A 24767-nucleotide genomic window follows, 5' to 3' on the forward strand; every position below is an offset into this window, starting at 1 on the left:
TCTGGTTTTGAAAGCACCCGTTATATTTTCGAATCTTTTCCAAAGCTTTTCCGCTAACTGCATCTTGACTAATTTCGCCTTCCTGAATAACAGATTGAAAATAGAAGCGCATCATTCTCTTACCAATTACTGATAATGAAAAACCGGACGATACAAATCATTACACTGATGGCCATTATTTCGATGGCTGGTATTGTAGTGCTGCAGATCTTCTGGTTTCGGAAAGCTTTTGATGTGCATGAAAAGGAATTTGATCAGAATGTATTTACATCACTTCAACGTGTAGCGGAACAGTTGCTGCAGATGAACAACCAGCAGATTCCAAATGCGCGTTTAGTGGATCAGTTGTCAGGTAATTATTTTGTGGTGAGTGTGAATGGAGAGATTGATACCAAGGTGCTGGAATCATTGCTGAAAGCTGAATTTAAGTCGCGTGGTCTAACAAGCGATTTTGAATACGGCGTTTATGATTGTAACCATCAGAAGCTGGTATACGGTAATTATGTTTCATTTCAGGAAGATGAAACCTACCGGGCACCACGCGAATTGCCGCAATGGAAAAACGACCTGTATTATTTCTCCGTCAACTTTCCTGATAAGTCGAACCACCTGATTGACTCTATGAGTATCTGGCTTTTTTCGTCATTGGTATTGCTGGTGGTGGTTTTGTTTTTTGCTTTTGCATTAATTACTATTTTCCGTCAGAAGCAATTGTCGGAGATTCAGAAAGATTTCGTGAATAACATGACGCATGAATTCAAGACCCCTGTTTCTACCATACTTGTAACCTCCAGATTGCTGAACAAACCTGAGATACAACAGCAACCGGAAATCATCGAACGCTATTCAAACCTGATACAACAGGAAGCATTGCGTTTAAAGAATCAGGTTGAGCGGGTATTGCAGGTGGCAGTCTGGGATCAGAAAAAAATGAAGTACCGGCTGGGAGAAGTGGATATTCATGAATGTCTTGAACAGGCAATTACCAGCGTAGAGCAGATTATCCTGGAGAAAGGCGGCAGACTTGAGAAACATTTTAACGCTGAAAATCCCTTTATACAAGGTGATCGCATGCATATCACGAATACATTTTTTAACCTGTTGGATAATGCGGTAAAATATTGTCTGAAGCCACCTGTCATGGTTATCAGCACAGCAAATGCCGGAAATGAAATCGGGATTTCTGTTGCAGATAACGGTATTGGTATTGACAAAAAAAATATAAGCCGCATCTTCGATCGTTTTTTCCGCGTGTCAACCGGTGATGTGCACGATGTAAAGGGTTTCGGATTGGGTTTGTATTATGTGCGGCATGTTGTACGCGACCATCACGGACACATAAAAGTAAAAAGTGAACCTGACCAGGGAACCACGATAAACATTAATTTTCCTCAAAAAAAATAGGTACACATGCAGGCAGAAAAAGCCAGGGTATTACTGGTAGAAGATGACAAGAGCCTTGCTTCGGTGATCCGGGATTATTTGTCCATCTCCGGATACCAGGTTACACTTTGTGAAGACGGACAATCGGCGTTGAACATATTTAAGAATAATAAATTTGATCTGTGTATTCTCGATGTAATGATGCCAAAAAAAGATGGCTATGCTGTGGCTCAGGAAATCAGGAAAACAGAAGAAGCTATACCAATTTTATTTCTTACGTCGAAATCAGGCAAGGAAGACCGCATCAAGGGATTTAAATCCGGCGGCGATGATTTTATCACCAAACCGTTTAACATCGAAGAACTGGTGTTGCGTATGGAAGTTTTTTTGAAACGAAGCAGAACGAATCATTCCAAGCAAAAAACATTTCAACTCGGCTCCATACTTTTTGATTACACGAATTTTGAATTGAGCGTAAATCAGCCGCAGGGCTTGCAGGATAAACGTAAAGCAGGCGTAACTGAAACAGTGGTCGACAAACGAAAACTTACAGAGAAGGAAGCGGAGATTTTATATGCGCTTTGCAGTAACCTGCACAATGTGGTGAAACGTGATGAACTGCTGATGAAGGTCTGGGGCAGCGATGATTATTTTCTCGGCCGCTCGCTCGATGTTTTTATTTCAAAACTGCGTAAATATTTAACCGTCGATCCACAGGTGGAAATTGAAAACCATCATGGTGTTGGTTTTAAGCTGACGGTGAAAGCTAATTAAGAATTGGGAATTAAGGATGGAATAAGTGCTGCTATTTTTTTTGACTCACATTCCCTACACCTGACACCTTTGACTTCACTGTTGGATCGCCTGAATATTCAATATTTCCGACGCCATTTACAGTTGCTTCCAGATAATTTTTTGCATTCACATACATGTTTCCAGCACCTGATAATGTTGCATATACAGTATCGCATTCACTGTTGGCAAACTTCACATTGCCGGCCCCGTGTACACTCACTTTGATATTTGGCTGATGAAAGGAATTAATAATTAAATCACCAGCGCCTGATATGTTAACCGAATTAATGGACGGACAGGTAATCTGAATAGAAATTTTAGAATGGGCAAGATTGATTTCATCAACTGTCGAAATAGTTAATTTCCGGTCATTCACTTTTGTTCCAACCAATGGAACTATGTTTTCATCACTTTTCACAACTACTTTGTATACATTTCCTTGTATAATTTCCACTTCAGCCGCGCCCAGTAAATCTACTGATTCAAAATTTTCAGGTGTACGTTCGTCAGAGATAATATTACCATTGCCTGTAACGGGATGTTTGCAAGAAATGATGCACCAGCTCAGCAGCATTAAAATAAAAAGGGAATTGCGAATGAACATAGTAGTGGAATTTAAAAGTTAAAACCGAAATGTAATGGATTGCCGCATTGGCAGCAGCGGATTTGGTTTTATTTACATTTTACATCGCAGATCTTTCAATGAATATAGAAAGGCAATCATAACCGACTTTCTATGCTGATTTTTTGATGAAAAAAAATCTGTTTAAAATTTTGAAAGTGGCTTATGGCTATGCGCCGGTATCAGCTTCAGCATCTGCTTCTTCGCTTTTGCCAACCATTTCAGGTGGTCTTCCACGCAGCGCACTCCAGGTTTCATCAATAGCAACCTGTGAAACCGGGCGGAGACCAGCTTTTTCCAATGCAGTCCATACAGAGTCGCGCCGGATATCGGTTTTAATCATGCCACCACCTTTGGGGTAACATGCCCAGAAAATACAATTGTACTTACCAACTTTGGAACATTGCAATACCAGTTTCTCCAACTGAGTTTGTGAAGCGGAAAACAACTGTACAAAGTCATATTTTCCCTCGTCGGATTTTAACGGCTTGGTGCTGTACTTTTTTGCTCCAAGCAGTGTGATGTATTCTTTGGGGGCATTCACAATCAAAACTGCCTGATCTCCTTCAAGGCGAAGTTTCTTTAGTAGCTGCTCTTTGTTCATGTCAGGTACGCGGATTCTGGTTAAAAATGATGCGTTAGAAGTCGCAAAAAGAAAGGCAGAAATACGCCTTTGAATCGACGAAGTTAATTATATAATTGCTGAAAGGGCATTTAATTGTGTAATTGGGTGCAAATAAGAGAGTGATTTGGCTAAAATTGTGGTTGTCACGACTTAAAAGTCGAGGTGCTTTGTTCAGGAAAAAATTCTTTTAATGGTTTTGAAAAGAATTGTCAGATCGTTGCTAAAATTTCTGTGCTGAAGATATTCAAGGTTCATCCGCAGTTTTTCTGGCATTACTTCTTTTATGTATCCTTCCTCCGGGTCAGTATATCTTGCGATGCGTTCATTTTCATTAAAAAATGCCAGTGAAACGGGATCGGTAATGCCCGGCTTTACTTCCAATACCTTAAGTTGTTCTTCGGAATAAAGGTCAACATACTTTTGAACTTCGGGTCGCGGACCTACGAGGCTCATATTTCCAATGAATACATTGATCAGTTGAGGTAACTCATCAAGTTTGTAGCGCCTGAGAAATTTTCCGATTCGAGTAATCCTGTTGTCATCAATACCGACGGTTAGCAACCCTTGCCGGTCGGCGCCGGTATGCATCGTTCTGAATTTGAACATACTGAAGGGACGTTGGTGAAGGCCGACTCTTTTTTGAAGGAAGAAAACCGGAAAGCCCGAATCAAAGAGGATAAAAATGCCAATTACCACGAACAGGGGAGACAGCAATACCAGCGCGATGGCGGCTACAGTTGCGTCAAAAATCCTTTTGGTGAACAGGTACATGGCGGGATTTGAATTAGCAAATTCTTCAAAAAATTTAGTAGGTGTTCAGACGGTTAACCAGGAATGATTTCCTTCACTGCATGTGCAACTGCATTCACCACCATATTCATTTGTTCGTCCGTTAAATCCACATACACCGGAAGAGAAATTTCGCGCGCATAATTGTCGAAAGCCACCGGATAATCTTCCATCCTGTATCCAAGATTTTTATAGTAGGTGAGCAGTGGCAGTGGTTTGAAATGAACGTTGACAGCAACATCCTGATCGAAAATTTTTTGAATGATGGCATTGCGTCCAATTACATCAATGTCTTTGATCCGAAGCATAAACAAGTGATAAGATGATTCTTTGTCTGCTGTATGAACAACGGGTAATTGCGCCCAATCAAATTTGCTGAATGCTTCCAGGTATTTTTGAACAATAAGCTTCCTTCTTGGCAGTTGCACAGCTTCATATTCCCGAAGCGTCGCGAGTCCGATTGCAGCCAGCACATCAGGCATGTTGCATTTCATACCGGCTTCTACAATATCATATTCCCAGTTGCCTTTCTGCATTTTTGCAAGTGCATCTTTATTCTGTCCGTGCAGCGATTTCGTATTCAGTTGCTGATAAATAATTTCATTCTTAAATGGTGAGGGCAGGTTCAGGCAAACGGCACCACCTTCGGCAGTGGTCAGATTTTTAACGGCATGAAATGAAAAAACGGTGGCATCTGCCAATGTGCCGGTCTTCTTTTCCTGGTAAGAAGCGCCGATTGAATGCGCTGCATCAGAAAGGACCAGGATTCTGCCAAGTGTTTGTTGCGCAGGTGTGTTTGAAGAGAAATTCTTTTTCACCGCCTCATCATTTACCAGTTGATTGATCGCTTTATAATCGCAAGGCAAGCCTCCAAGGTCCACCGGCATAATCACTTTTGTCCGTGTGGTGATGGCCGCTCTTATCTTCTGTACTGAAATATTAAAATCATCTGCCTTCACATCAACCAATACCGGTTTGGCACCACAATGAATCACTACATTGGCAGTAGCAGAATACGTATACGCCGGCAATATAACTTCATCTCCTTCCTTAACTCCAAACCAACGAAGCATCAATTCAAGGCCGGCGGTAGCTGAATTCACACACAATACCTGCTCAGCCTTTACATAAGCGGCAAGGTTTTTTTCGAGTTGTTTGGTCTTCGGTCCGGTAGTAATCCAACCCGATTTTAATGCATCAACTACTTCGTTGATGATGGCCTGGTCGATGTGTGGTGGGGAGAAGGGGATCAATTGTTAAATTGTTAAACTGTTAAATTGTCTAATTGCTGTTAGCCTCATTGAGGTGTGAGGTGCATGGAGCTAAACATTTCAAACTCATAAACATTTCAAACACTTCGTTTCGCAAAACTAACATTAACACTTCAACCTTTTTTCTTTCGAAGGATCAGAAAATCCAGGATCCCATTTGCGTAACCGCTGCCATAAGAAAAGTGAAGAATGAAAAACGAAATGAAAATCTGCAGGAGGTCTTTGGGTTGCCTGGAGAATTTTGCGGCAGATCCAAAGCCCAAGGCTAAATAAATGATCAGGATGAGAATGTAAAGACGGCTGAGTGATTGCTGAAAAAGTGAAACGAATATTCCGCTGATCAAAAATGTTACAAAGAACAGTGGAACCAACTGTCTTATAGTGGTAACAGTTTTGTGCTTTTTGTTCACATACACTTTCCAGTAACCATATTGAAAATACTGGCTGAATAATTTTTTCCAGCTCGGCCGCACATAATAATTTGAATACGTTTGATTGGTGAACCAGATGCGGCCACCTGCTTTTTCAACGCGGTAATTATATTCATCATCCTGGTTTCGGAGGAGTGTTTCATCAAAAAGTCCTATGTTTTGAAATACTGAACTCCGGTACATGGGCATACCGACCGTGTCGGTATAACCGCTTTGCTGACCGATGCGAAAGTAAGCGTTTCCCACACCAAATGGAGATGACATTGCATGTGCTATGTTTCTTGAGAGTTCATTCGTGTAACAGCTTTTCCAACTACCACCACTGCACCAAACCTCCGGCTGACGGTCAAGAATGGTTGCATTTTCCAAAATGTAATTCGCAGCCATGTCAGCATGTGCATCAAAAATGAGAATGTAATCTCCGGATGCATTTTGAATACCAAGATTTCGTGCTGCCGGTGTGATTTTTTTCTGGTTGATTACGATGTGCAGGATGGGAATTTTTATTTTTAATTTTTCGAGAATGTCAGTTGTTCCATCATCACTCAATCCATCACAAACAATAATCTCGAGCAATTCTTCAGGATAATCAGCATCAACAATGGATTGAATACAGGCTTCAATAAAATCTTTTTCATTGCGGCAGGGAATGACTACGCTGACCTTTTTCATTTTATTATTTGCAATGATTGCGTGAAGGTTGGGACGGCTGTGGCCATGTGTTCAGCGCCAGGATAAATGATATTGTATGTATTGATGCTGTTAAATTTTGTTGCTGTAAGTTGCTTCACAAGGAGCGTGAAACTATCTGAATGAATGGCGTTTGCTTCAACATTTTCCTCCTTTTCCTTTTCTCCCGTGGTAAGTAACACGCTTCGCTTCGCATTTTCAATTTCGGTAATGTTTTGAAATTGTTGCAGGAGATATTGATGGTAATAGTCCAGTGAAGGACTTGCGGCAACAAAATTTTTGAAATAGTTGGTTTTATCTTTCAATTCTGTCAGCAACATAAACAAAGCAAAATACCCTCCCAAAGAATGTCCCATGATTGTCCGGTTGCTTTTATCTGTTCTGTACGTGGTGTCAATGTAAGGCAATAATTCATTTTCAAAAAAACGGAGGAACTGGTTGGCTCCACCGCTGATCGAAAAGCTGTCAGCAACCAAGGCGACCGGAAAGGTGTAATCACGCTGCCTTAGTGAATCCATTTGCAAAACATCTTTATATCCCACACCTACTAAGATTGCAGCTATAGATTTTTCATTCATTGCATTTGCTACAATATCAAAATAAGCATTTGCATCTAACAGGAAAATGACAGGATAGTTTTGATTTTTCTTTTTTTCGTATTCCGCGGGTGTCTGTATAAAAAGGAAAAAAGAATCTTTTACAAATGCGGAATACAAGCTGGTGGTTGGTACCGTTTCTTTTTCATCATTATCAGTGTTGTAGTATTTCTTATTGTCCGGAACAAGCGCGGTAACGAACATCCGGTAGTGATGAGGTGGAATGCCCCAGGTTCCCTGGCTGCTTGTTCTCACAAAACTTTTTGCTCCGCCACCTAACTTTATTTCATAATAAACCGCAGTTTTATCAGGGTTTGTTGATGGAATAAATTCAATGGAAACGATAAAATTTCCTCGGAGGTAAATGTTCTGATCTGACAGGTCAAATTTTAACCAGCCTGCTTTCATTTCATGCGTTTGCACGATGTTTTTCTCAACTATTTTGTTTCCGGGCATGTTGCCGTCGAATGCATAAAAGTTAATTCTGAAGGTTACCGGTTCATTTCCAGGTTCATCGATAAATAAATTAACAGCAGTGATTTTGGAGAGCGATGTGTCGAACTTCATCAGTTGTGCGATTTCGAAGATATCTTTTTGATTGGTGCTGCCGTCTGTGAAATGAATAAGTGCATTGTTTTTTTCTATGCCGAAGTTTTTTTCCACCAATCTGCTGGCTGAAATCGTGATGTTGCTTAGCGTAATACTCTTGATTGGGAGCGCGAAATATTTTGTGTTGGAGGAAATTATTTCTTTAACCGCAATACGCAGGTCGTCATAACCAACTAAAGAGAAAGTTAAAGTGTCGTCCTGATTTTTTAACGGAATATTGATTGAAAAGAATCCATCCTTCTGAGAAGTAGTTCCTATGTTTTTATGTTCAATGCCAATGTTTACAAAAGGTAAAGGAATTTTGCTGTTTGAATCTACTACTGTTCCTGATAAAAGCGTTTGGCACAATGCTGAAGGATATTGCGATAAAATGAACAGGAGCAGCAAAAGATATTTATGCTTTAGCGAAATATTGATAGCATTGTGTTGATTGATTCGTTGCACTGTTGCTGTTGTGTAATGTAAAATTTCAGGATGGATTCAGGAGTTGCCTGTAGATGGAAATCAGTTTTTTCTCTTCCTGTTCCCAGTTGAAAGTGCTTTCAATAGCTTTGCGTCCGTTTATTCCCATCTGAAGCGCAGCGTCATCGTTAGACAACAAATAGTTTATTGCATCAGCAATGCTCTTTGTGTTTAAAGGATCAACGCAGATACCGCATTGAAAGGTGTCAATAATTTCTTTCCAGAATGTAAAATCGGAAGCAATCACCGGAATACCAGCGGCCATGTATTCAAACATTTTAACAGGATATGCCTCCACATAATTTTCAGTTGGATGAAGCAAAACCAATCCTGCTTTACAAATGCTTAGCACTGACTTCACCTGTTCGCGATTCATGAACCCGTATTCCTGCACTTTTTTCCATCCATTGAAAGACCCGACTTCATCACGAAGGGAACGTGGGGAAAATTCACCTCCCAAATGCAATTTAGTATCGCATTCCTCCATTGATTTTACCATTTCCCGGATTCCCCTGATAGCAGTGATTCCACCGATGTAACAAATTTCATTTTTCCTGTGCTGCCAGTTAATATCATGTTTCAGAAATTCATGCAACGATGGAAAGTTGCAAATCTGTGTGGTGTTGCGATTGATGGATTTAAACCGTTTTTCAAGCAATGGCGTTACCGTAATTACCTGGTCGAATTTTGCGGCAGCATCATTTTCATATTTCTCAAAACGGGATGCGATCAGTTTTCTGGAAAAGGAAGGCAGGTAATGTTTGGCAAGCAATTGCCGGGGCACATCTTCATGAGCATCATAAATAACTTTATGTCCTTGTTGTTTCAATTTTAATCCCACACGAATAAGTTCCGGATCATGGAAGTGATAAAGGTGAGCATCTACAGAAGTTGCTTTTCTATATACTTCATTCACGGTAGTAATCATTCGTGACAAACGGGAATGATTTTTTTTAACGGCTAAAATTTTTACACCGTTTTTTTCTTCATCCCTTTCAGCAGGTGCAATCAGTGTAACATCAAACCCGGCAGCAGCCAGCGATGAACATTCTTTTACAAATATTCGCGTGTCGAAAGTTGGATGAACAGAAGTGAGGTGACAGACTTTCATGAATGGGCGATGGCGCGGTCGTAAAGATCAAGAAATAATTTCCGGCTAAGCGCTTTGGTTGCTTTCTTTTGTATGGTAATAATGTTTGCAACAGCAGTTTGAGGGTTGCAAAGTTGCATCGCGTTTTGAAAATCATTGGCGGAAAGTTGTTCCGTAACAATTCCATTGACATGGTTTGTGATCCATTCCCTGTTTGCCGGCAGATCTGACAACAGCGGAATGCAACCCGCGCTCATCCCTTCCAGCAGGCTTACAGAAGTTGCGTCGCTTTCAGGATAGCTCACAAAAATTTTTGCTTTACGGTACCAGGTTGCATTTTCCTCAGCATTCACCCAACCGGCAAATGCAACCTGCTTTTCAATGCCCAAGGAATGAACAAGTTGCTGAAGATTTTCTGTTTCAACACCTGTTGCGGCAATCACGAGTTTCCACGCTTTGTTATTTTGCTTACTGAAAAGCGCGAATGCCTTAATGATATGATCGATCCTGTATAGTTTTTTATGAAGCCGGTTGGAGTAGATGATATTTTCCTTTTGCGGGAAAAATGTTTCCAACTCTTTCGTGCTCTTGAATATTGGATCAATACCGAAGTTGATTACTTCAACAGCAATATCATTTTTGGAAAGCTGTTTCATTTTTTCTGCAAGGAAACGCGCATCAGCCGTAAAGTAATTTGCGTTTTTCAAAATCTGCTCCACCATTTTACGGTAGAAAAATCCACGTTCAGGGTTTATCAGGATATCACTTCCCCATGCTGTTACAATAGATGTCTGTTGTAATGCACGAATAGCCCTTAGCACAAACCATGCAGCGGTATTTGCCTGGTGGATATGAATGACGGAAGGTTGAAAAGCCAGCACTGTTTTTTTTATTCCGGATACGGTGGAAAGAAAACGCCAGGAATTCGCGACTGAGAAATCAATTGCCCTGGAGTTGCCGGAATATTTTTCGTTGATGGAATCAGTGATGAGCATGACTTCATCAAAATAACCTTCAATCAATTGAATGAAGTTATAGGTATGAACCGAATTCATTCCTATGATTAATAATTTTTTCAAGCAGGAATAATTATTGGCTCCATGAATTGTAAAATGTTTTTATTTCCGGATGTGCATCTAAAAACGGCTGATCCATTTTTCTTGTATCACCCACCACAATGGCAGGATTTCCCGCGAGGATGGAAAAAGGAGGGAAATTTCCCTTCACATAACTGAATGCACTTACGCTGCTTCCCTTTCCAATAGTTGTTCCGGGCATGATTACGGAATGCGGTCCGATGAATGAATATTTTCCGATCACCACTTTACCTTTTATATAACCGATGTGCTCGCTGTGTTTCGCATATTCACTTCCATACAAACGAATGGATTGATGACTTGAGTGGGTGAGAATGCTTACAAAATTTGTAACCTGACAGCCTTCTTCAATGACTAAATCGTTACTCGCATCAATCATGTTGTAATGCCCGATAAAAACATGATTACCAAGCACCAGATTTTCTTTACTGTTTATAAAGGTTGTGTTGCTGATGCGAACTTGTGAAAGGTGGTTTCCCTCAGGAGTTGTATATCCCCAGATCATTTCCGGAATCTGATCGTGGAAGTAATGGCGCCTCATACGGTGCATGAATTTTCGAAACATAGTTATGGAAGGTTTTTCATGTTGATTCAGCATTTTTTATGCTACGCATTGGCAAGTGATAAAACCAGTATAAAGCATACAAAAGTAAACTTCCGCTGCCAGCACTCAGCAGCAGGAAGGCCAGTTGTTCATTTTGTTGAAGTCCGCCTATCGTGATAGCTGCGCATCTCAGCAACGTGTCCGCCACTGCAAACCAGATTGCCCATTGTTGTTTGTTCAACACGATGGTGATGGCGGCAACAGGACTGAAGATGAAATTCAGCAACAACCATGGACTGATAAGCTGAGCAATTTCACCTGCATGTTTCCATTCATCTCCAAAAACCCAGGAAAATAAGGGTGGTGCGAGCACTGCAATGAACGTGAAGATCGGCACGCCTACCAGGCTCATTTGAAGGTAAACACTTTTAGTGAGTGCCTGCAAATTTTTTGCATCCGTTTTCAATGTGCTGGCGCGTTGAAAATAAACCTGGAACATCGCAGCACCAATAAACGCTGCTGGTACTTTTAAGATCCTGAATCCGAATGCGTAAGATCCCAATGCTGTTTTTGAAAAAAAATGATTGATGAGAAAAATCACCAGGATATCCTGGAATACGCCAAGCAATGCATGTGGTGTATTGACAAACAGAAATGTTTTGTAGTGGCGAAAGTTTTCAAGAATATTTTTTCGGGAAACAAAGGATTCAAGAGATATTATTTTTCTGAATGAACCCGCTGCATAAATTAAAAAAGACGTGAACTGACCGGCAACCGCGCCAATGATCAGGCCGGCAGAAGAAAAATTCAGTGAACCGAACACAATGCTTGCAATTCCTGTGATGCCTGTTTGTCCGATCTTGCCTGCAGCCAGTAAATGGAATTTTTTCTGTCGCGATATCCAGTAGTTCAGCGCTTGCGCGCCGCCGGCAAATAAGAGGATGACCGGAAGATAAAATTGAAAGCTGCTGAGCTCCGGTGTAGATAAGAAGTCTGGAAGTTGATGCTGAAAAAGAACGATGATGATCAGCAAAAACAAACTTAAAGTGATGGTGATCAGAAAGGAAAGCCGGAGCAGGTTGATGGCAGTGGTTTCTTTTTCAGGAAGCATGATGGCCAATTCATAGCGGAAGGTGGCCACCACAGCAACGGCTGCAGCGATGGAAGTGAACATCGAGAAGACGCCAAATTCATCCGGTGTATAGATGCGTGAGAGAATTGGTGATAAAAGGATGGGGATGATTTGTGCAATCACCGTTCCGCTCATGAGGGTGAGTACATGGCGATAAAAATCCGATTTGGGTAAAAGGGAGCGGAACATAATTCCGGCCGAAGATAGCGAAGGAATAGTTGTGAGTCGATAAGGTGTCAGCTCATCCCGTTGCGATATTGCATCTTATACATTTCCAGTTGATTACTATTTCAACGCATAAATTCTTTCAATGATCTCCACCACTTTCATTCCTTCCAATGCATTAGTCGTAATAGTTGATTTGCCGAGCAAGGTATCTACTGCATTTTGTATCACAAATTGGTGATTGGCAGCGCTGCCTTTGTAAGCGCCATAATCATTGGGTGGATTGACAGGAGCTAATGGAGGCATTTCATAATTTTTGATATGGCAGTATTCCACATTTTCCATGTACTGACCACCCACTTTTATGCTTCCGTTTTCACCGATGATGGTGATGCTGCTCTCCAGGTTTTTATCCCATACAGAGGTGGAATAATTGAATGAACCCAATCCTCCATTCACAAAATTAAAATGCACGATGCCACTATCGTCGCTGAATTCTGTGGAATGTTGATGATTATTATTTTCGAACCGGGCGTGAATGTTTGTGATATCTCCGAAGAGCCAATACATCATATCTATGAAATGGCTGAATTGTGTAAACAAAGGACCTCCGTCTAAAGTGGTGGTACCTTTCCAGTCAGTGGCATTTCTTATTGCTGATGGATGATAATACCGGTCGTCCCGGTTCCAATAACAGTTAATTTGTACGGAATAAATCTTTCCCAATTTGTTTTTATCCACCATTTGTTTAAGCCATTGCGAAGGTGGACTGTACCTGTTTTGCATCACACAAAAAACCTGCTTTGACATTTTTAAAGAAGTAAAAATCACTTCTTCACACGATGCTTTAGTTAGACCCATCGGTTTTTCCACCAGCACATGACATCCTTTTTCCAATGCAGCAATGGCCATTGGAGCATGCAATCCATTTGGCGTACAGATACAAATAACATCTGGCGCAGGGCTCTCATCTAATAAGTCCTCTATTGAACTGAAAAACGGGAGATTGAATTTATCGGCATTGGTTTTTTGGCGTTCATCAATATCTGCGATGGCCATTAAGTCAGCATGAGGATGGTCAACAATTATTTGAGCATGCCGTTTTCCGATGTGCCCGAATCCAACAATGGCGAAAGTTATTTTTTTCATGAAAAGAGGGAGCCTGCTGTTTGTACCTGGTGATCAAATTTGGCGCAATGAAGAGGACGATAAAATTCTTAATAAGCGTTCTTTTCTCCCTTCACCATATTCCATATAGTTAAAAGGATAATTTTTATGTCGAGCAGAAAACTCCAGTTCTCGATATAAAAAACATCTGCTATAACGCGGCCGTTCATCATTGTTGGATCTGCTGTTTCGCCCCTGAATCCACGAATCTGTGCCAGTCCGGTGAGGCCGGGTTTTGCAAGGTGCCGTGTCATGTATTTTTCTACGATGGAACGGTAAATTTCATTCAGCTTAATAGGATGGGGCCGTGGACCTACTACACTCATATCGCCGAGCCATACATTCAGGAATTGCGGTAGTTCATCAATATTGAGCTTGCGCAAGTATTTTCCAACCTTAGTGATACGGGCATCATTTTTTTGCGCCTGAACGAAATCAGTGTCGCCTTCCGTAACTGTCATGGTGCGAAACTTAAAGATTTTGAAAATCTGATAGTCTTTTCCTGAACGGTTCTGAAAATAAAAAACGGGTCCTTTTGAATCAAGCTTTATCAGCAATGCAACCAGGGGAATCAACCAGCTCAAAATGAAAATAATTACAAAGGATGAAAAAACGATGTCGAAACTTCGCTTGATCATCTGGTTGAAGATATTGGCTAATGGTTCGGGCTGAAGAGAGATGACAGGATAGAAACCATAGAAGTCTACAGTGATATTGCGATTGTGAAATGCGCTGAAATCAGGAACTACTTTAAAGCGGATAAGATGGTCTTCTGCAAACCGGAGTAACTGATTGATCTTTACCGTTTCACGAAGCGGCAGTGCACAGAATATTTCATCTATGTTATTTTCAATGGCAAATTTTTTTGCGTCTTCAATGGTACCATCTAATTGGTGCGCTGAGCCGGCAGGAAGTTTGTCGTCAAAAATACCCAACGGTTTAAAACCATAACCGGTATAATCATTCAGTGTATCAAACATTCTTTGACCCATGCCGTCGCCACCGACTACAATTACACGAAATGAATTTTTGCCTGAAAGCCGTTCATTACGGAGTCTGAACATCAGGCCGATACGCAGCAGTGTGTCAAGGATGATGAAGAAAAAATAACCATATAAGAATAGTATACCGGGCCAGCTATAGCTTGTAAATAACAGGATTACGGTGGATAGCAGCATCGCATGAAATACAATCGCCTGGAAGTGTTTTGAAAATGACTTTTCAAATTGTTCGAAACGTTTTGGAGTATAGAGTTCGAGGAAATAGGAAACCACGAGCCAGCAAACTGTCATAGCCAAAGAAGCCTGTAAGAAGAAATCTCTGAAATTTGCTTTGAAATCGCCCCAGATAATCAGGTATCCCAATAGAAAAGAAAGCAGAAGCAAAAATATATCGCCAAAAAGATTTATGATGGAATACAGTCTGAACTTTTCGCGAAGCATCTCCTGAACGTCTGTTTGTAGCGCGCAAATGTAATTAATTCAAAACATAATAAAGGGTAAACAAAAGTAGGGGCTATATAGCAGATAATGTAATTTATGAGCGCTGGAAAATCACGTTGTATTAAAGATGAATGCGAAAAACGAGCGATAAAATATCATTGAACTTCGTATTTATGGGTACCCTGTAATTTTGGCGGTAGTCGTTGTTTTTTATCGGTAAACCTGCATATTAATATTTCGTAATATTTAAAGAATTTGCTACTGTCTGAAGAATTGAGTTGGCAATTACTATTCTATTTTTTATTTTGCGAACGTCATCCCGGGAAGGACAATGAAAATAAATATTATACAAAGAGGACTGCTTATTTTATTGTCGTTTTTTATTTTATGTTTCACTAACAGATCTGCTGCGCAGACAACTACAGGTTGGAAAGAAATGGTTGCAGGATTATCGCCGGCTGATCATACAGGAATTGATTACCTGGTACCTGTAATCCGGTCAATGCCGGGAATCAGTTATAGCGGTTATTGTGAAAAGCACAGTTGCCTGCTTCTACTTTTTGATCCTGCTATTTATCCGGAAGAGGAAATGCTCATTCATGCCTTTGCAGAACGGAAACTCAGCATTTATCCTAAAGGAAATACCACTTTCAGGATGATTTCTGAAGAATGCTACATTGATGTTTCAAAAACCAATGATCATAAATAAAATGGTATATCGATTCTGTCAAACGCTTTCAAATACTGTTGAATGAGATTTTTTTACCACCTGCTCTTTTTTGTTTTTTTTGAAACCTGCATTTCCTTTTTGTATGGTCAATCCACCACTTTGATCAGTTCGACGGGAAATGGGGGTTTTGAGACAGGAACTACCTTTGCATCAAACGGTTGGACGGAAGTAAATGGAACACCATTAAATAAATGGTATGTAGGTACTCAGCCTACCGGTTATACAGGTTTACGATGCGCTTATATCAGCAAGGCTGTTGGTGGTGCAGGTACGGCGTACAGCCTAAACCAGGTTTCCGTTGTTCATTTTTACAGGGATGTTACTTTTCCTGCCGGACAGGATTTGGCGACCCTAACTTTTAAGTGGAAGTGTAACGGCGAATCTAATCTGGATTATCTGAAAGTATACCTTGTTCCAACCACAACTACGCCTGCGGCGGGTGTTCAATTAATCAGCGGACAGCTTGGAACAACCTATAATTTAAACGCTAGTAGCTGGACTTCCACCACTATTACTGTTTGCGGCGTTGCAGGAACGACGCAAAGGCTTGTGTTTTCGTGGACGAATGATGCTACAAGCGGTGCACAACCCCCTGCAGAAGTAGATGACATTTCATTAGTGAGTAGTGTTGTAGGAGCATCGTGTTCAGCAGTTTTGGGAACCGGTGTTACTGCAGTCAGTTCACTTCCTTACAATTCTGGTTCCGGCACCACGCAATCAGCGGCTAACGACATCACTTCTGCCAATGCAATTACCTGTGGCAGTAGTTTATATTTTGCAGGTGAGGATAGGGTTTGGGAATTTACGCCCACCCAAACAGGGCAGGTTACTATTTCATTAACTTCAACCGGTACCTCAACGGGATTAATGCTCTATGATGGTTGTCCAATTGCTAATGTATGCAGCGGCATAGCCGGAACATGTGTTGCTTATACACAAAGCGCCACGGGAAACAAATCAATGTGTGTATCGGTAACTGCAGGTGATACTTATTACCTGTTGCTTGATTCTTATACATCGCCAACTTATAATGCTTATTCAAATCTTTATATCAGCGCACCGGTTCCAACTGCAAGTTCTAATGATCTACCCTGCAATGCCACATCGCTGACTTTAGGCGTAAATCTGGCCGGAGATAATTCATGTGCAACCGGAACAGGAGAACCCACCATGCCATCCTGCTGGTCAGGATCAACCAACAACACTCTTTGGTATAGCGTAGTTTGTCCTGCATCCGGCAAACTGAGAATCCGTACCATCTCGGGCACCTTAACAGATACTCAGATTGGATTGTATACAGGAACCTGTTCTTCGCTTACTACCGTTGCGTCATGGTGTAACGACAATGCGCCGGCCTGCGGAACTTCAGCTTATTCCAACTCTGAGCTGATAATAAATTCAGGTCTTGTGGCTGGCACAACCTATTACTTAGTGATAGATGGAGCCGGAACGAACACAGGATCATTTGACATACAGGTTACGGATGGATCGCTGCCGGTGGTTCCTGCTGCGGGACAGGAATGTGGTTCAGTTAATCCCGTTTGTAATCAAAGCATTTCTGTTGGCAACCCTGGCTTTGCTGCTTTTGGGAATACCTGCGATTTTCCAGCTACAGCCGGAAACTGCCTTTTGGCAGGTGAACGTGGCTCTGCCTGGTATGAGATTGTGATTAGTGCAGCCGGGAATCTCCAGTTCGATATTGTTCCCAACGACTGGCCAGGTACGGGTACTTCGAGCACTGATTATGATTTCGCAATCTGGAAAACCGCGGGAACAGGAGCTGTAACCTGTGCTGAAATTGCTGCAGGCACTGTAAACCCATTGCGATGTAACTACAGTTTTTTGGGTGTCACGGGATGTAATGCAAACACCGTTAATACTGCACCCGCAGCTTATCCGGGATTTGGAGCTGCTTACGAAAAGAGAATTACTGTAGCCAACGGTGAAAAATATCAATTGGTAGTAAGTAATTATACCAACAGCACTTCCGGATTTACGCTCAATATCGATCCGGCTGCACCGGTAAATTATTCGGCACCTACGCAGGTGATTTGGTCAGGCGGCACCAACAATACCTGGACAACAACAGGAAATTGGGGAGGTTGTGTGTGTCCCACCTGTACAATTGATGCTGTGGTTTCACCTTCCGCAAGTAATCAGCCCATACTTCTTTCCGCGACTACCTATAGCACAAGAGATTTGACCATTAACGCTGGAGCAACACTTACTTTAATGGCAGGCACTACCTTAAATATTTGCGGCAATTTTTACAATTATGGAAGTATTGTTGCCGACCCAACTTCCACTATCGCATTTACCGGAACCGGGACGCAAAATATTTATGGATCTATTGTTGGGCCTGACAAATTTGGAAACCTGCTGATTAATAAAACCTCCGGAAGCGTAATATTGAATGCAGGACTTGAAATAGCAGGTGATTTTACCGTGCAGAACAGTACCAGCGTGTTTAATGTGAATGGTCAGTATATGAAGGTTGCCGGAAACTTTACCAATGCAAGTGGCGCAGTTACTTTTACCGGTGTCACCAATTCTACGCTTGAATTCAATGGCATCGCAGATCAGAATTATACACCAGGTGGTTCGCTTACTTTAAATAAAGTACTGATCAACCAGGGTGTGGCATCTGCAGTAGTGCTGGTCGGGAATCCCATGACTATTTCCGGAACACTTACACTCACGAGCGGACGCATCGAAACACTTTTAAATGAAGTAAATGTTACCAGTAGTGCAACCACTGCAGTAAATTCCGGTAACATAAACAGTTACGTAGATGGGGATTTAAGAAGGGCCACTGCAGCTACAGGCTCCTATGATTTCCCGGTAGGAAATTATTTATCGGGAAAAGGTTACCAGCTCGCCAATATTAATTTCACTTCAGCAAATACTGCCACCAACCTGTTGGCGCATTTTAAAGCTTACAGTGTTGTTCCTCCTGCCTTGGGTGTTTTGGATTGTGGCATCAACTATAACCTGGAGGCACTCGATAATGGTTCATGGACTATTTCTTCAACGCCATCCAATAGTACAGGAACTTACGATGTTACCTTATATAATACAGCAGGATCGTATACCAACAGTGCCGGATCATCGAGCTGGACTGTCATGAAAAAACCTTCTGCCGGATCCTGGTCATTAAACGGAACCTGCAGCACGTCAACTATCAGCCAGGTTACGCGTGTGGGTTTGAGCGGGTTTTCAGATTTCGGGACCACGCAGTCAACAGAATTACTTCCTGTTGAAGTAATTTCATTCACTGCGGTTGCAAGTGACCTGGGAAACCAGGTGGATTGGATCACTGCAACAGAACTTAACAATGATTATTTTTCTTTGGAGAAGTCAGCGGATGGTGAACAGTTTGCAGAGATCAATCGTCAGCCGGGAGCGTCAAACACGTTCCAGGAACATCATTATCATTATACCGACGATGCTCCATTATTGGGCATAAACTATTACCGGTTAAAGCAAGTGAATAAGGACAGCAGCTTCGGCTATTCAAAGGTGTTGGCATTGGAAAATAAATTTCCGACTCCTGAAATGATGCCTGTGCATCCCAATCCAACTACGGGCATATTGAGTTTTGAAGTGAGTACGGCCAATGGTGGACTTACTTCATTCGCCGTGATGGATTTGTTTGGCAAGGAAGTTTATAAAAGCAATCACACGTTAACTACCGGAATTAATTCGGTTGAAATGGACCTCAGCCAACTGCCTAAAGGAGTCTATCTGATTGAGTGTAACCTTTCACAATATGGATTTGTGAAAATGGAAAAAGTAATACTTCAATAACTATCGCAAGATGAAATTGAATGGTAGGAAAATCCTGGATAAAGCAATCAGCTTTTCCTCGACTTCCAGAATATGGAAGCCATCACCACACCAAATCCGATTAATACAAATGTGGTGGACAAAGTAATCCGCGTGAATCCGTAAATTACATTAGGATCCCATTCTGTTGGTAATTGACTGCCCCCTCTCATTAAAAAAAAGCCGAATGCCAATAACAGCAAGCCGGCACCCATCACCAGGAAGTTCTGACGATTAAATACAAAAGGTGCAACAGGGTTGGGAGAGGTAACTTTTTGTGTTGGCTGTTTTTCTGTAACAGCAGCTTTTTGTTTGGCCATGTGTTGAATAATTACTGAATGTTTGTGCGGAAGTAACCGTTTGTAGTGATCTGATTCTTAAGTAACCTCATTATTCAAAATGTTACAACGGACGGCGAAGTTAACAGGAATTTTTTAGACAGGCTTAGTACAACTCATCCAGCTTCATCCGCAGGTATTTGTTAACCGCGAAATGAGTGCTTAGATAGGAAAAAAGCAAACCAATAATCAAGAGTCCGGAAAACACCAGCAAGAGCATGGTTACGTCCTGTAAAGCCAACAACTCCGGCACCTGGCTGATCGCAAAATTGAGAATGGTCAGCAAAGCAATAATGGCAATCAGACTTGATACCAATCCGTTTTGAAGGCTTCTTTTAGTGAATGGCCATATTACAAAATTTCGGGTGGCACCTACAAGCTGCATGCTTCTTATCAGGAAACGGCTTGAATACATGGATAACCGGATGGTACTGTCAATAAGGCCAATGGCAAGCAATACTAAAAGTAGACTGATGATCATAATCACCCAGCTTATTTTGCGCAGGTTATCATTCAGCATTTCCACCAGTTGTCTTTCATAATAGAATTCGCCAACTTCATTGTGAGCCATAATCCGCTGTTCGATGATGTTAATACTGTCTTTGCTCGTATAGCCCGCGTTTAGTTTCAGGTTTATGGAAGCAAACAATGGATTATACTCCAGCAGATCTTTGAAGTCTTCCTGGTTTTCATGGGTGAAAATTTTCGCGGCATCTTCCTTCGAAACATATTTTGAACTTTTTACCCAAGGTTCCAGTCCGAGTTTTTTTTGCAATGCAAGGATTGATTTTTCTGATATGTTGTCTTTTATGATCACTGTAAATTCAATGTTCTCTTTAAACTGATTGGCTAATTTATTACCATGAATAAAAAGAAGTGCCAGTAAACCGATCATAAACAACACCAATGCAGTGCTGATGATGCTGTAGATATAATTGGGTTTGAATCTCCGGGCTGTTTTTTTTCTGCTTTCCGCCATAATCTTTATTTGTTGCGCGAAAGTAAGCAACGGATTTTTTTCGACATCATTACATGGTGGTCCATTATCAACAGGTGAAATAAGAATTAGGAATTAGGAATTAAATTGGAGTTCAAAGATTTAGACTAACGACTCACTACTCATTTCTTCCCCCAAACTCATTAGTTTTGCCCAAAATCAGATTGAGAAAAGATGGAATTTAATTTCAGTGAGATTGAAAAAAGGGCCAAAGAAATCTGGAGCAGTCAGCAGGTATTTCTTACCATAACGGATCTTTCAAAACCGAAATATTATGTGCTGGATATGTTTCCTTATCCGTCGGGTGCCGGATTGCATGTCGGCCATCCGTTGGGTTATATCGGATCTGATATTATCGCCCGCTACAAAAGACTGAAAGGATTTAATGTGCTGCATCCTATGGGTTATGATTCCTTCGGATTGCCTGCAGAACAATATGCCATTCAAACCGGTCAGCATCCTGCCATCACTACCGAACAAAACATCAATACTTTTCGGGAACAGATGGATAAGCTGGGTTTTTCCTTTGACTGGAGCAGGGAAGTGCGAACCAGCGATCCGAAGTTTTACAAGTGGACACAGTGGATATTTATCCAGCTTTTTCATTCGTGGTACAATGTAAAGAGTGATCGTGCTGAATCAATTGAAACATTGATCAGCGAATTTGAAAAACACGGGACGTCTCCATTAATTCTTACCGATTCCCAGGAAGCATTCACTGCTGAGGGCTGGAAAGGTTTTTCAGCGAAACAGCAATCAGCTATTTTACTACAACATCGCCTGGCTTATATCGCCGACTCGTGGGTAAACTGGTGTCCTGCATTAGGAACTGTATTGGCCAATGATGAAGTGAAAGATGGCGTAAGTGAGCGTGGTGGTTATCCGGTAGAAAGAAAGTTGATGAAACAGTGGAGTATGCGGATTACTGTTTATGCAGAACGATTGCGGATTGGATTGGATGAACTTGACTGGAGTGAATCTATAAAAGAAGCGCAGCGTAATTGGATTGGGAAAAGTGAAGGAGCGAGTGTCCGGTTCACAATTGACCATTCACCATTCACCATAGAAGTCTTCACCACCCGTCCCGACACCATTTTTGGAGTCTCGTTTATAACTCTTGCTCCTGAACATGAGTTGGTGAATCAAATAACTACAGATGAATATCGTGAAGCGGTGAATGCATATGTAACGTATGCCACCAATCGAAGCGAACGGGATCGTATGTCGGAGGTGAAAAAAATCACCGGTCAGTTTACAGGTGCTTATGTGTTGCATCCATTCACTGATAAAAAAATTCCTGTCTGGATCGGAGATTATGTGCTTGCGACTTACGGCACCGGCGCAGTAATGGCAGTGCCGGGACACGATACCCGTGATTATGCTTTCGCGAAATTTTTTGAAAAGGAGTTGACAGTACAGTTAGGTCATTTACCAATCGTTGAGGTGATTGCCGGTGGAGATTTGACAAAAGAAGCTTATACAGCGAAGGAAGGCGTTTGTGTGAATTCCGGGTTCCTGGATGGATTGCAGGTAAAAGCCGCTATTAAAAAGGCAATTGAGAAAATTGAAGAAGAACAAATAGGACAGGGGAAAATAAATTTCCGGTTACGTGATGCCATTTTCGGCAGGCAACGGTATTGGGGAGAGCCGATCCCTGTTTATTATGATGAAGAAGGAATTCCGCTTACGATCGCTGAAGAGGATTTGCCATTGGTACTTCCTGTTGTTGACAAATATCTGCCGACAGAAAGCGGGGAGCCACCTTTGGCACGAGCATCGGAGAACTGGAAATACAAAGGAAAATATCAGTACGAACTGACTACCATGCCAGGCTGGGCCGGCAGTTGCTGGTATTACCTTCGCTATGAAGATCCCAACAATGAAAATGCTTTTGCGTCTAAAGAATCCATTGATTACTGGCAGAATATTGATTTTTATTTAGGTGGTGATGAACATGCTACCGGTCACTTGCTTTACTTCCGTTTCTGGACAAAATTTTTATTCGATCGCGGATGGATTCCATTTGAAGAGCCGGCGAAGAAGTTGTTGAATCAGGGGAAGATTCAGGGGGTAAGTCAAATGATGTTTTCTGCCAAGAGCAAAGGCAACATTGCAAAATTTGACACTTTTAATAATCTTAAAATTATTCAAGAAATAGAAATCTCAAACAGGCCTGATTTGAATGTACTCTTGAAGGAAATAAAAATTCCTATAGAAGTTGAGAATACTCAATATGATTGGAATATTTATGTAAGTGCAGATTTGGTGGGTGACATGACTAGTCTGAGTGAGTCTCATATTCCAATTAGTATTGTAAATAATAATGTGCTCGATATTCCTCAATTTTTAGAATCGAATTTTGCTAATAGGAATGCCATTAATATTTTTCTTTGTAAAGATGGTCGTTGGATAAATGAAAAATCTTTTGGGAATTCATCTGAGCTACCAAAATTTTATACAAAATCCGAAGTCGAAAAAATGTCCAAATCCAAATACAACGTCATCAATCCTGACGATGTGGTTGGAGAATACGGAGCAGATGCTTTCAGATTATATGAAATGTTTCTCGGTCCCATCGAACAACACAAACCCTGGGACACCAAAGGCATTGACGGCGTTTATCGCTTCCTGAAAAAAATGTGGAAGTTGTTTTATGATGAGAACGGAAAATGGTTGGTGACGAATGACGCGCCTTCAACAGAAGAATTAAAAGTGTTGCACCGCACGATAAAGAAAGTGGCTGAAGATATTGAGCGGTTGTCGTTCAATACTTCCGTTAGTGCCTTCATGATCTGCGTGAATGAATTGACGCAGCTCAATTGCCACAAGAAAGAGATTCTTGAAGCATTGTTGATTATCCTCAGTCCGTATGCGCCGTTTGTAACGGAATATTTATGGGAACAATCAGGAAACAAAAGCAGCATCGTTCACGCTTCATTTCCTGTTTACGATGAATCACTACTGGTTGAAAATGCTTTTGAATATCCCATCGCAATCAATGGCAAAACGCGTTTGAAGATGAATTTTGCACTTGATCTTCCAATCGATCAGATTGAACAAGCTGTAAAAGAGAATGAAGGATTGCAGAAATACTTTGAAGGAAAATCACCGAAGAAAGTGATCGTGGTGAAGGGAAGGATGATTAATGTGGTTGTGTGAGGTGATGGATGTGGTAGATGTGCCGATGAAATTAATGTGCCGATATGCCAAGGTTAAGCGTTCTAACCTACTGCGCACGAACCAAGACTAATGACTAACGACTCTCTACTTACCACTCACTACTCACTACTAATTACTCACTACTCACTACTTCCTTCCTCATCACCCAATCCGTCTCCACCACATCACCGGTAAGAAACGGATGCGTACCGATCTGTTCGAAACCTAATTTTTTGTAAAATGAAATGGCACGGTGGTTATTTTCCCAAACACCTAAAACTACCGATTGCAATTTTTCCTCCTTTGCAATTTCAATCGCCGCATCCATAAGTCTGGCACCCGCTTTATGATCCTGAAACGCCTGTAAAACATAAATGCGGCAGACTTCAAGACAAGGTTCAGTGATCCACTCTGCGAGTTGCTGGCGCCTGCTGAGTTTAGCAAATCCAATCATTTGATTTTCTGCAGTGGCAATCAGATACGTAACAACTTCCTGCTGCAATTCACGCAGAATGCCGGCCGCATCGTAAGCTTTTGTAAGATAAGTCTGCAATGTTTTCTGATCGTAATTGTCTTTCCACTTTTCAGTAAACGTTACAATGCCGATTTCAGTAAGATCAGCAGCATCCGCAACAGTTCCTTTTCTGATCGAGATATGCATGTTTAATTCAGCCGGTTGGTTTGGAATTATTTTTTGATTTTGTTTGTAAGCAACACCTGTTCAGCGCGCGCATTGGGTCCATAATAATTTTCTTAAATGAAATTAATGAACTTTGTCGCTTTAAAGATGATGACAAAAATAAGCACA

The 24767-nt window shown here is 41.3% G+C and carries 20 protein-coding genes; 5 read left to right on the top strand and 15 right to left on the bottom strand.

What is annotated here, in order from left to right:
- The first annotated feature begins 135 nt into the window (after positions 1 to 135).
- A complete protein-coding gene (locus tag IPO83_00270) occupies positions 136 to 1404 on the top strand; it encodes a HAMP domain-containing histidine kinase (protein ID MBK9729726.1) in 1269 nt (422 codons plus the stop codon).
- Between the two features lie 6 nt (positions 1405 to 1410).
- Positions 1411 to 2157, top strand: coding sequence for a response regulator transcription factor (locus IPO83_00275; GenBank protein ID MBK9729727.1), 747 nt, complete (start codon positions 1411 to 1413; stop codon positions 2155 to 2157).
- Positions 2158 to 2188: 31 nt separating this feature from the next.
- Here the strand turns inward: IPO83_00275 and IPO83_00280 are convergent, their stop codons facing one another.
- The 12 genes from IPO83_00280 to IPO83_00335 form a co-directional block, all read right to left on the bottom strand.
- On the bottom strand, positions 2189 to 2782 hold the full coding sequence (locus tag IPO83_00280) for a DUF2807 domain-containing protein (GenBank protein MBK9729728.1): 594 nt from the start codon (positions 2780 to 2782) through the stop codon (positions 2189 to 2191).
- Between the two features lie 187 nt (positions 2783 to 2969).
- Positions 2970 to 3404 (bottom strand): hypothetical protein, encoded by a 435-nt coding sequence (locus tag IPO83_00285; protein ID MBK9729729.1) that lies wholly within the window; start codon positions 3402 to 3404, stop codon positions 2970 to 2972.
- A 192-nt stretch (positions 3405 to 3596) separates the two neighbouring features.
- A complete protein-coding gene (locus IPO83_00290) occupies positions 3597 to 4196 on the bottom strand; it encodes a sugar transferase (protein MBK9729730.1) in 600 nt (199 codons plus the stop codon).
- Between the two features lie 53 nt (positions 4197 to 4249).
- Positions 4250 to 5467, bottom strand: a complete 1218-nt coding sequence (locus IPO83_00295; protein MBK9729731.1) for a DegT/DnrJ/EryC1/StrS family aminotransferase — start codon at positions 5465 to 5467, stop codon at positions 4250 to 4252.
- 131 nt (positions 5468 to 5598) lie between these two features.
- A complete protein-coding gene (locus IPO83_00300; GenBank protein ID MBK9729732.1) occupies positions 5599 to 6588 on the bottom strand; it encodes a glycosyltransferase family 2 protein in 990 nt (329 codons plus the stop codon).
- The gene (locus IPO83_00305; protein MBK9729733.1) at positions 6585 to 8255 is read right to left on the bottom strand and encodes a carboxypeptidase-like regulatory domain-containing protein; all 1671 of its coding nucleotides are present in this window, start codon (positions 8253 to 8255) and stop codon (positions 6585 to 6587) included. Before IPO83_00305 ends, IPO83_00300 begins: the two co-directional genes overlap by 4 nt.
- A 25-nt stretch (positions 8256 to 8280) precedes the next feature.
- Positions 8281 to 9384, bottom strand: coding sequence for a glycosyltransferase family 4 protein (locus IPO83_00310; GenBank protein ID MBK9729734.1), 1104 nt, complete (start codon positions 9382 to 9384; stop codon positions 8281 to 8283).
- Positions 9381 to 10442 carry a glycosyltransferase family 4 protein gene (locus tag IPO83_00315; GenBank protein MBK9729735.1) on the bottom strand — a complete coding sequence of 354 codons (1062 nt, stop codon included), beginning with the start codon at positions 10440 to 10442 and terminating at the stop codon, positions 9381 to 9383. The genes IPO83_00310 and IPO83_00315 overlap by 4 nt, the downstream gene beginning before the upstream one ends.
- 10 nt (positions 10443 to 10452) lie before the next feature.
- On the bottom strand, positions 10453 to 11010 hold the full coding sequence (locus tag IPO83_00320) for an acyltransferase (GenBank protein ID MBK9729736.1): 558 nt from the start codon (positions 11008 to 11010) through the stop codon (positions 10453 to 10455).
- A 31-nt stretch (positions 11011 to 11041) separates the two neighbouring features.
- On the bottom strand, positions 11042 to 12325 hold the full coding sequence (locus tag IPO83_00325; GenBank protein ID MBK9729737.1) for an oligosaccharide flippase family protein: 1284 nt from the start codon (positions 12323 to 12325) through the stop codon (positions 11042 to 11044).
- A 96-nt stretch (positions 12326 to 12421) separates the two neighbouring features.
- Positions 12422 to 13450, bottom strand: a complete 1029-nt coding sequence (locus tag IPO83_00330; GenBank protein ID MBK9729738.1) for a Gfo/Idh/MocA family oxidoreductase — start codon at positions 13448 to 13450, stop codon at positions 12422 to 12424.
- Between the two features lie 68 nt (positions 13451 to 13518).
- A complete protein-coding gene (locus IPO83_00335; protein MBK9729739.1) occupies positions 13519 to 14910 on the bottom strand; it encodes an undecaprenyl-phosphate glucose phosphotransferase in 1392 nt (463 codons plus the stop codon).
- A gap of 331 nt (positions 14911 to 15241) precedes the next feature.
- On the opposite strand from IPO83_00335, the gene IPO83_00340 reads away from it, so the two are divergent.
- Entirely contained in the window at positions 15242 to 15619 is a 378-nt protein-coding gene (locus IPO83_00340) for a hypothetical protein (GenBank protein MBK9729740.1), read from the top strand.
- Positions 15620 to 15661: 42 nt separating this feature from the next.
- Complete coding sequence (locus IPO83_00345; protein MBK9729741.1) at positions 15662 to 19447, top strand: T9SS type A sorting domain-containing protein; 3786 nt, start codon at positions 15662 to 15664, stop codon at positions 19445 to 19447.
- A gap of 47 nt (positions 19448 to 19494) precedes the next feature.
- Here IPO83_00345 and IPO83_00350 read toward each other — a convergent pair whose 3' ends face one another.
- Together IPO83_00350 and IPO83_00355 are read right to left on the bottom strand one after the other, a co-directional pair.
- Entirely contained in the window at positions 19495 to 19785 is a 291-nt protein-coding gene (locus IPO83_00350) for a DUF3098 domain-containing protein (protein MBK9729742.1), read from the bottom strand.
- 124 nt (positions 19786 to 19909) lie between these two features.
- Positions 19910 to 20782 carry a cell division protein FtsX gene (locus tag IPO83_00355; protein MBK9729743.1) on the bottom strand — a complete coding sequence of 291 codons (873 nt, stop codon included), beginning with the start codon at positions 20780 to 20782 and terminating at the stop codon, positions 19910 to 19912.
- 192 nt (positions 20783 to 20974) lie between these two features.
- On the opposite strand from IPO83_00355, the gene IPO83_00360 reads away from it, so the two are divergent.
- Positions 20975 to 23959, top strand: coding sequence for a leucine--tRNA ligase (locus IPO83_00360; GenBank protein ID MBK9729744.1), 2985 nt, complete (start codon positions 20975 to 20977; stop codon positions 23957 to 23959).
- A gap of 133 nt (positions 23960 to 24092) precedes the next feature.
- Here the strand turns inward: IPO83_00360 and IPO83_00365 are convergent, their stop codons facing one another.
- The gene (locus tag IPO83_00365; protein MBK9729745.1) at positions 24093 to 24620 is read right to left on the bottom strand and encodes a GNAT family N-acetyltransferase; all 528 of its coding nucleotides are present in this window, start codon (positions 24618 to 24620) and stop codon (positions 24093 to 24095) included.
- Positions 24621 to 24767 lie beyond the last annotated feature (147 nt).

The sequence above is a fragment of the Chitinophagaceae bacterium genome, assembly GCA_016717285.1.
Lineage (GTDB): Bacteria > Bacteroidota > Bacteroidia > Chitinophagales > UBA10324 > JACCZZ01.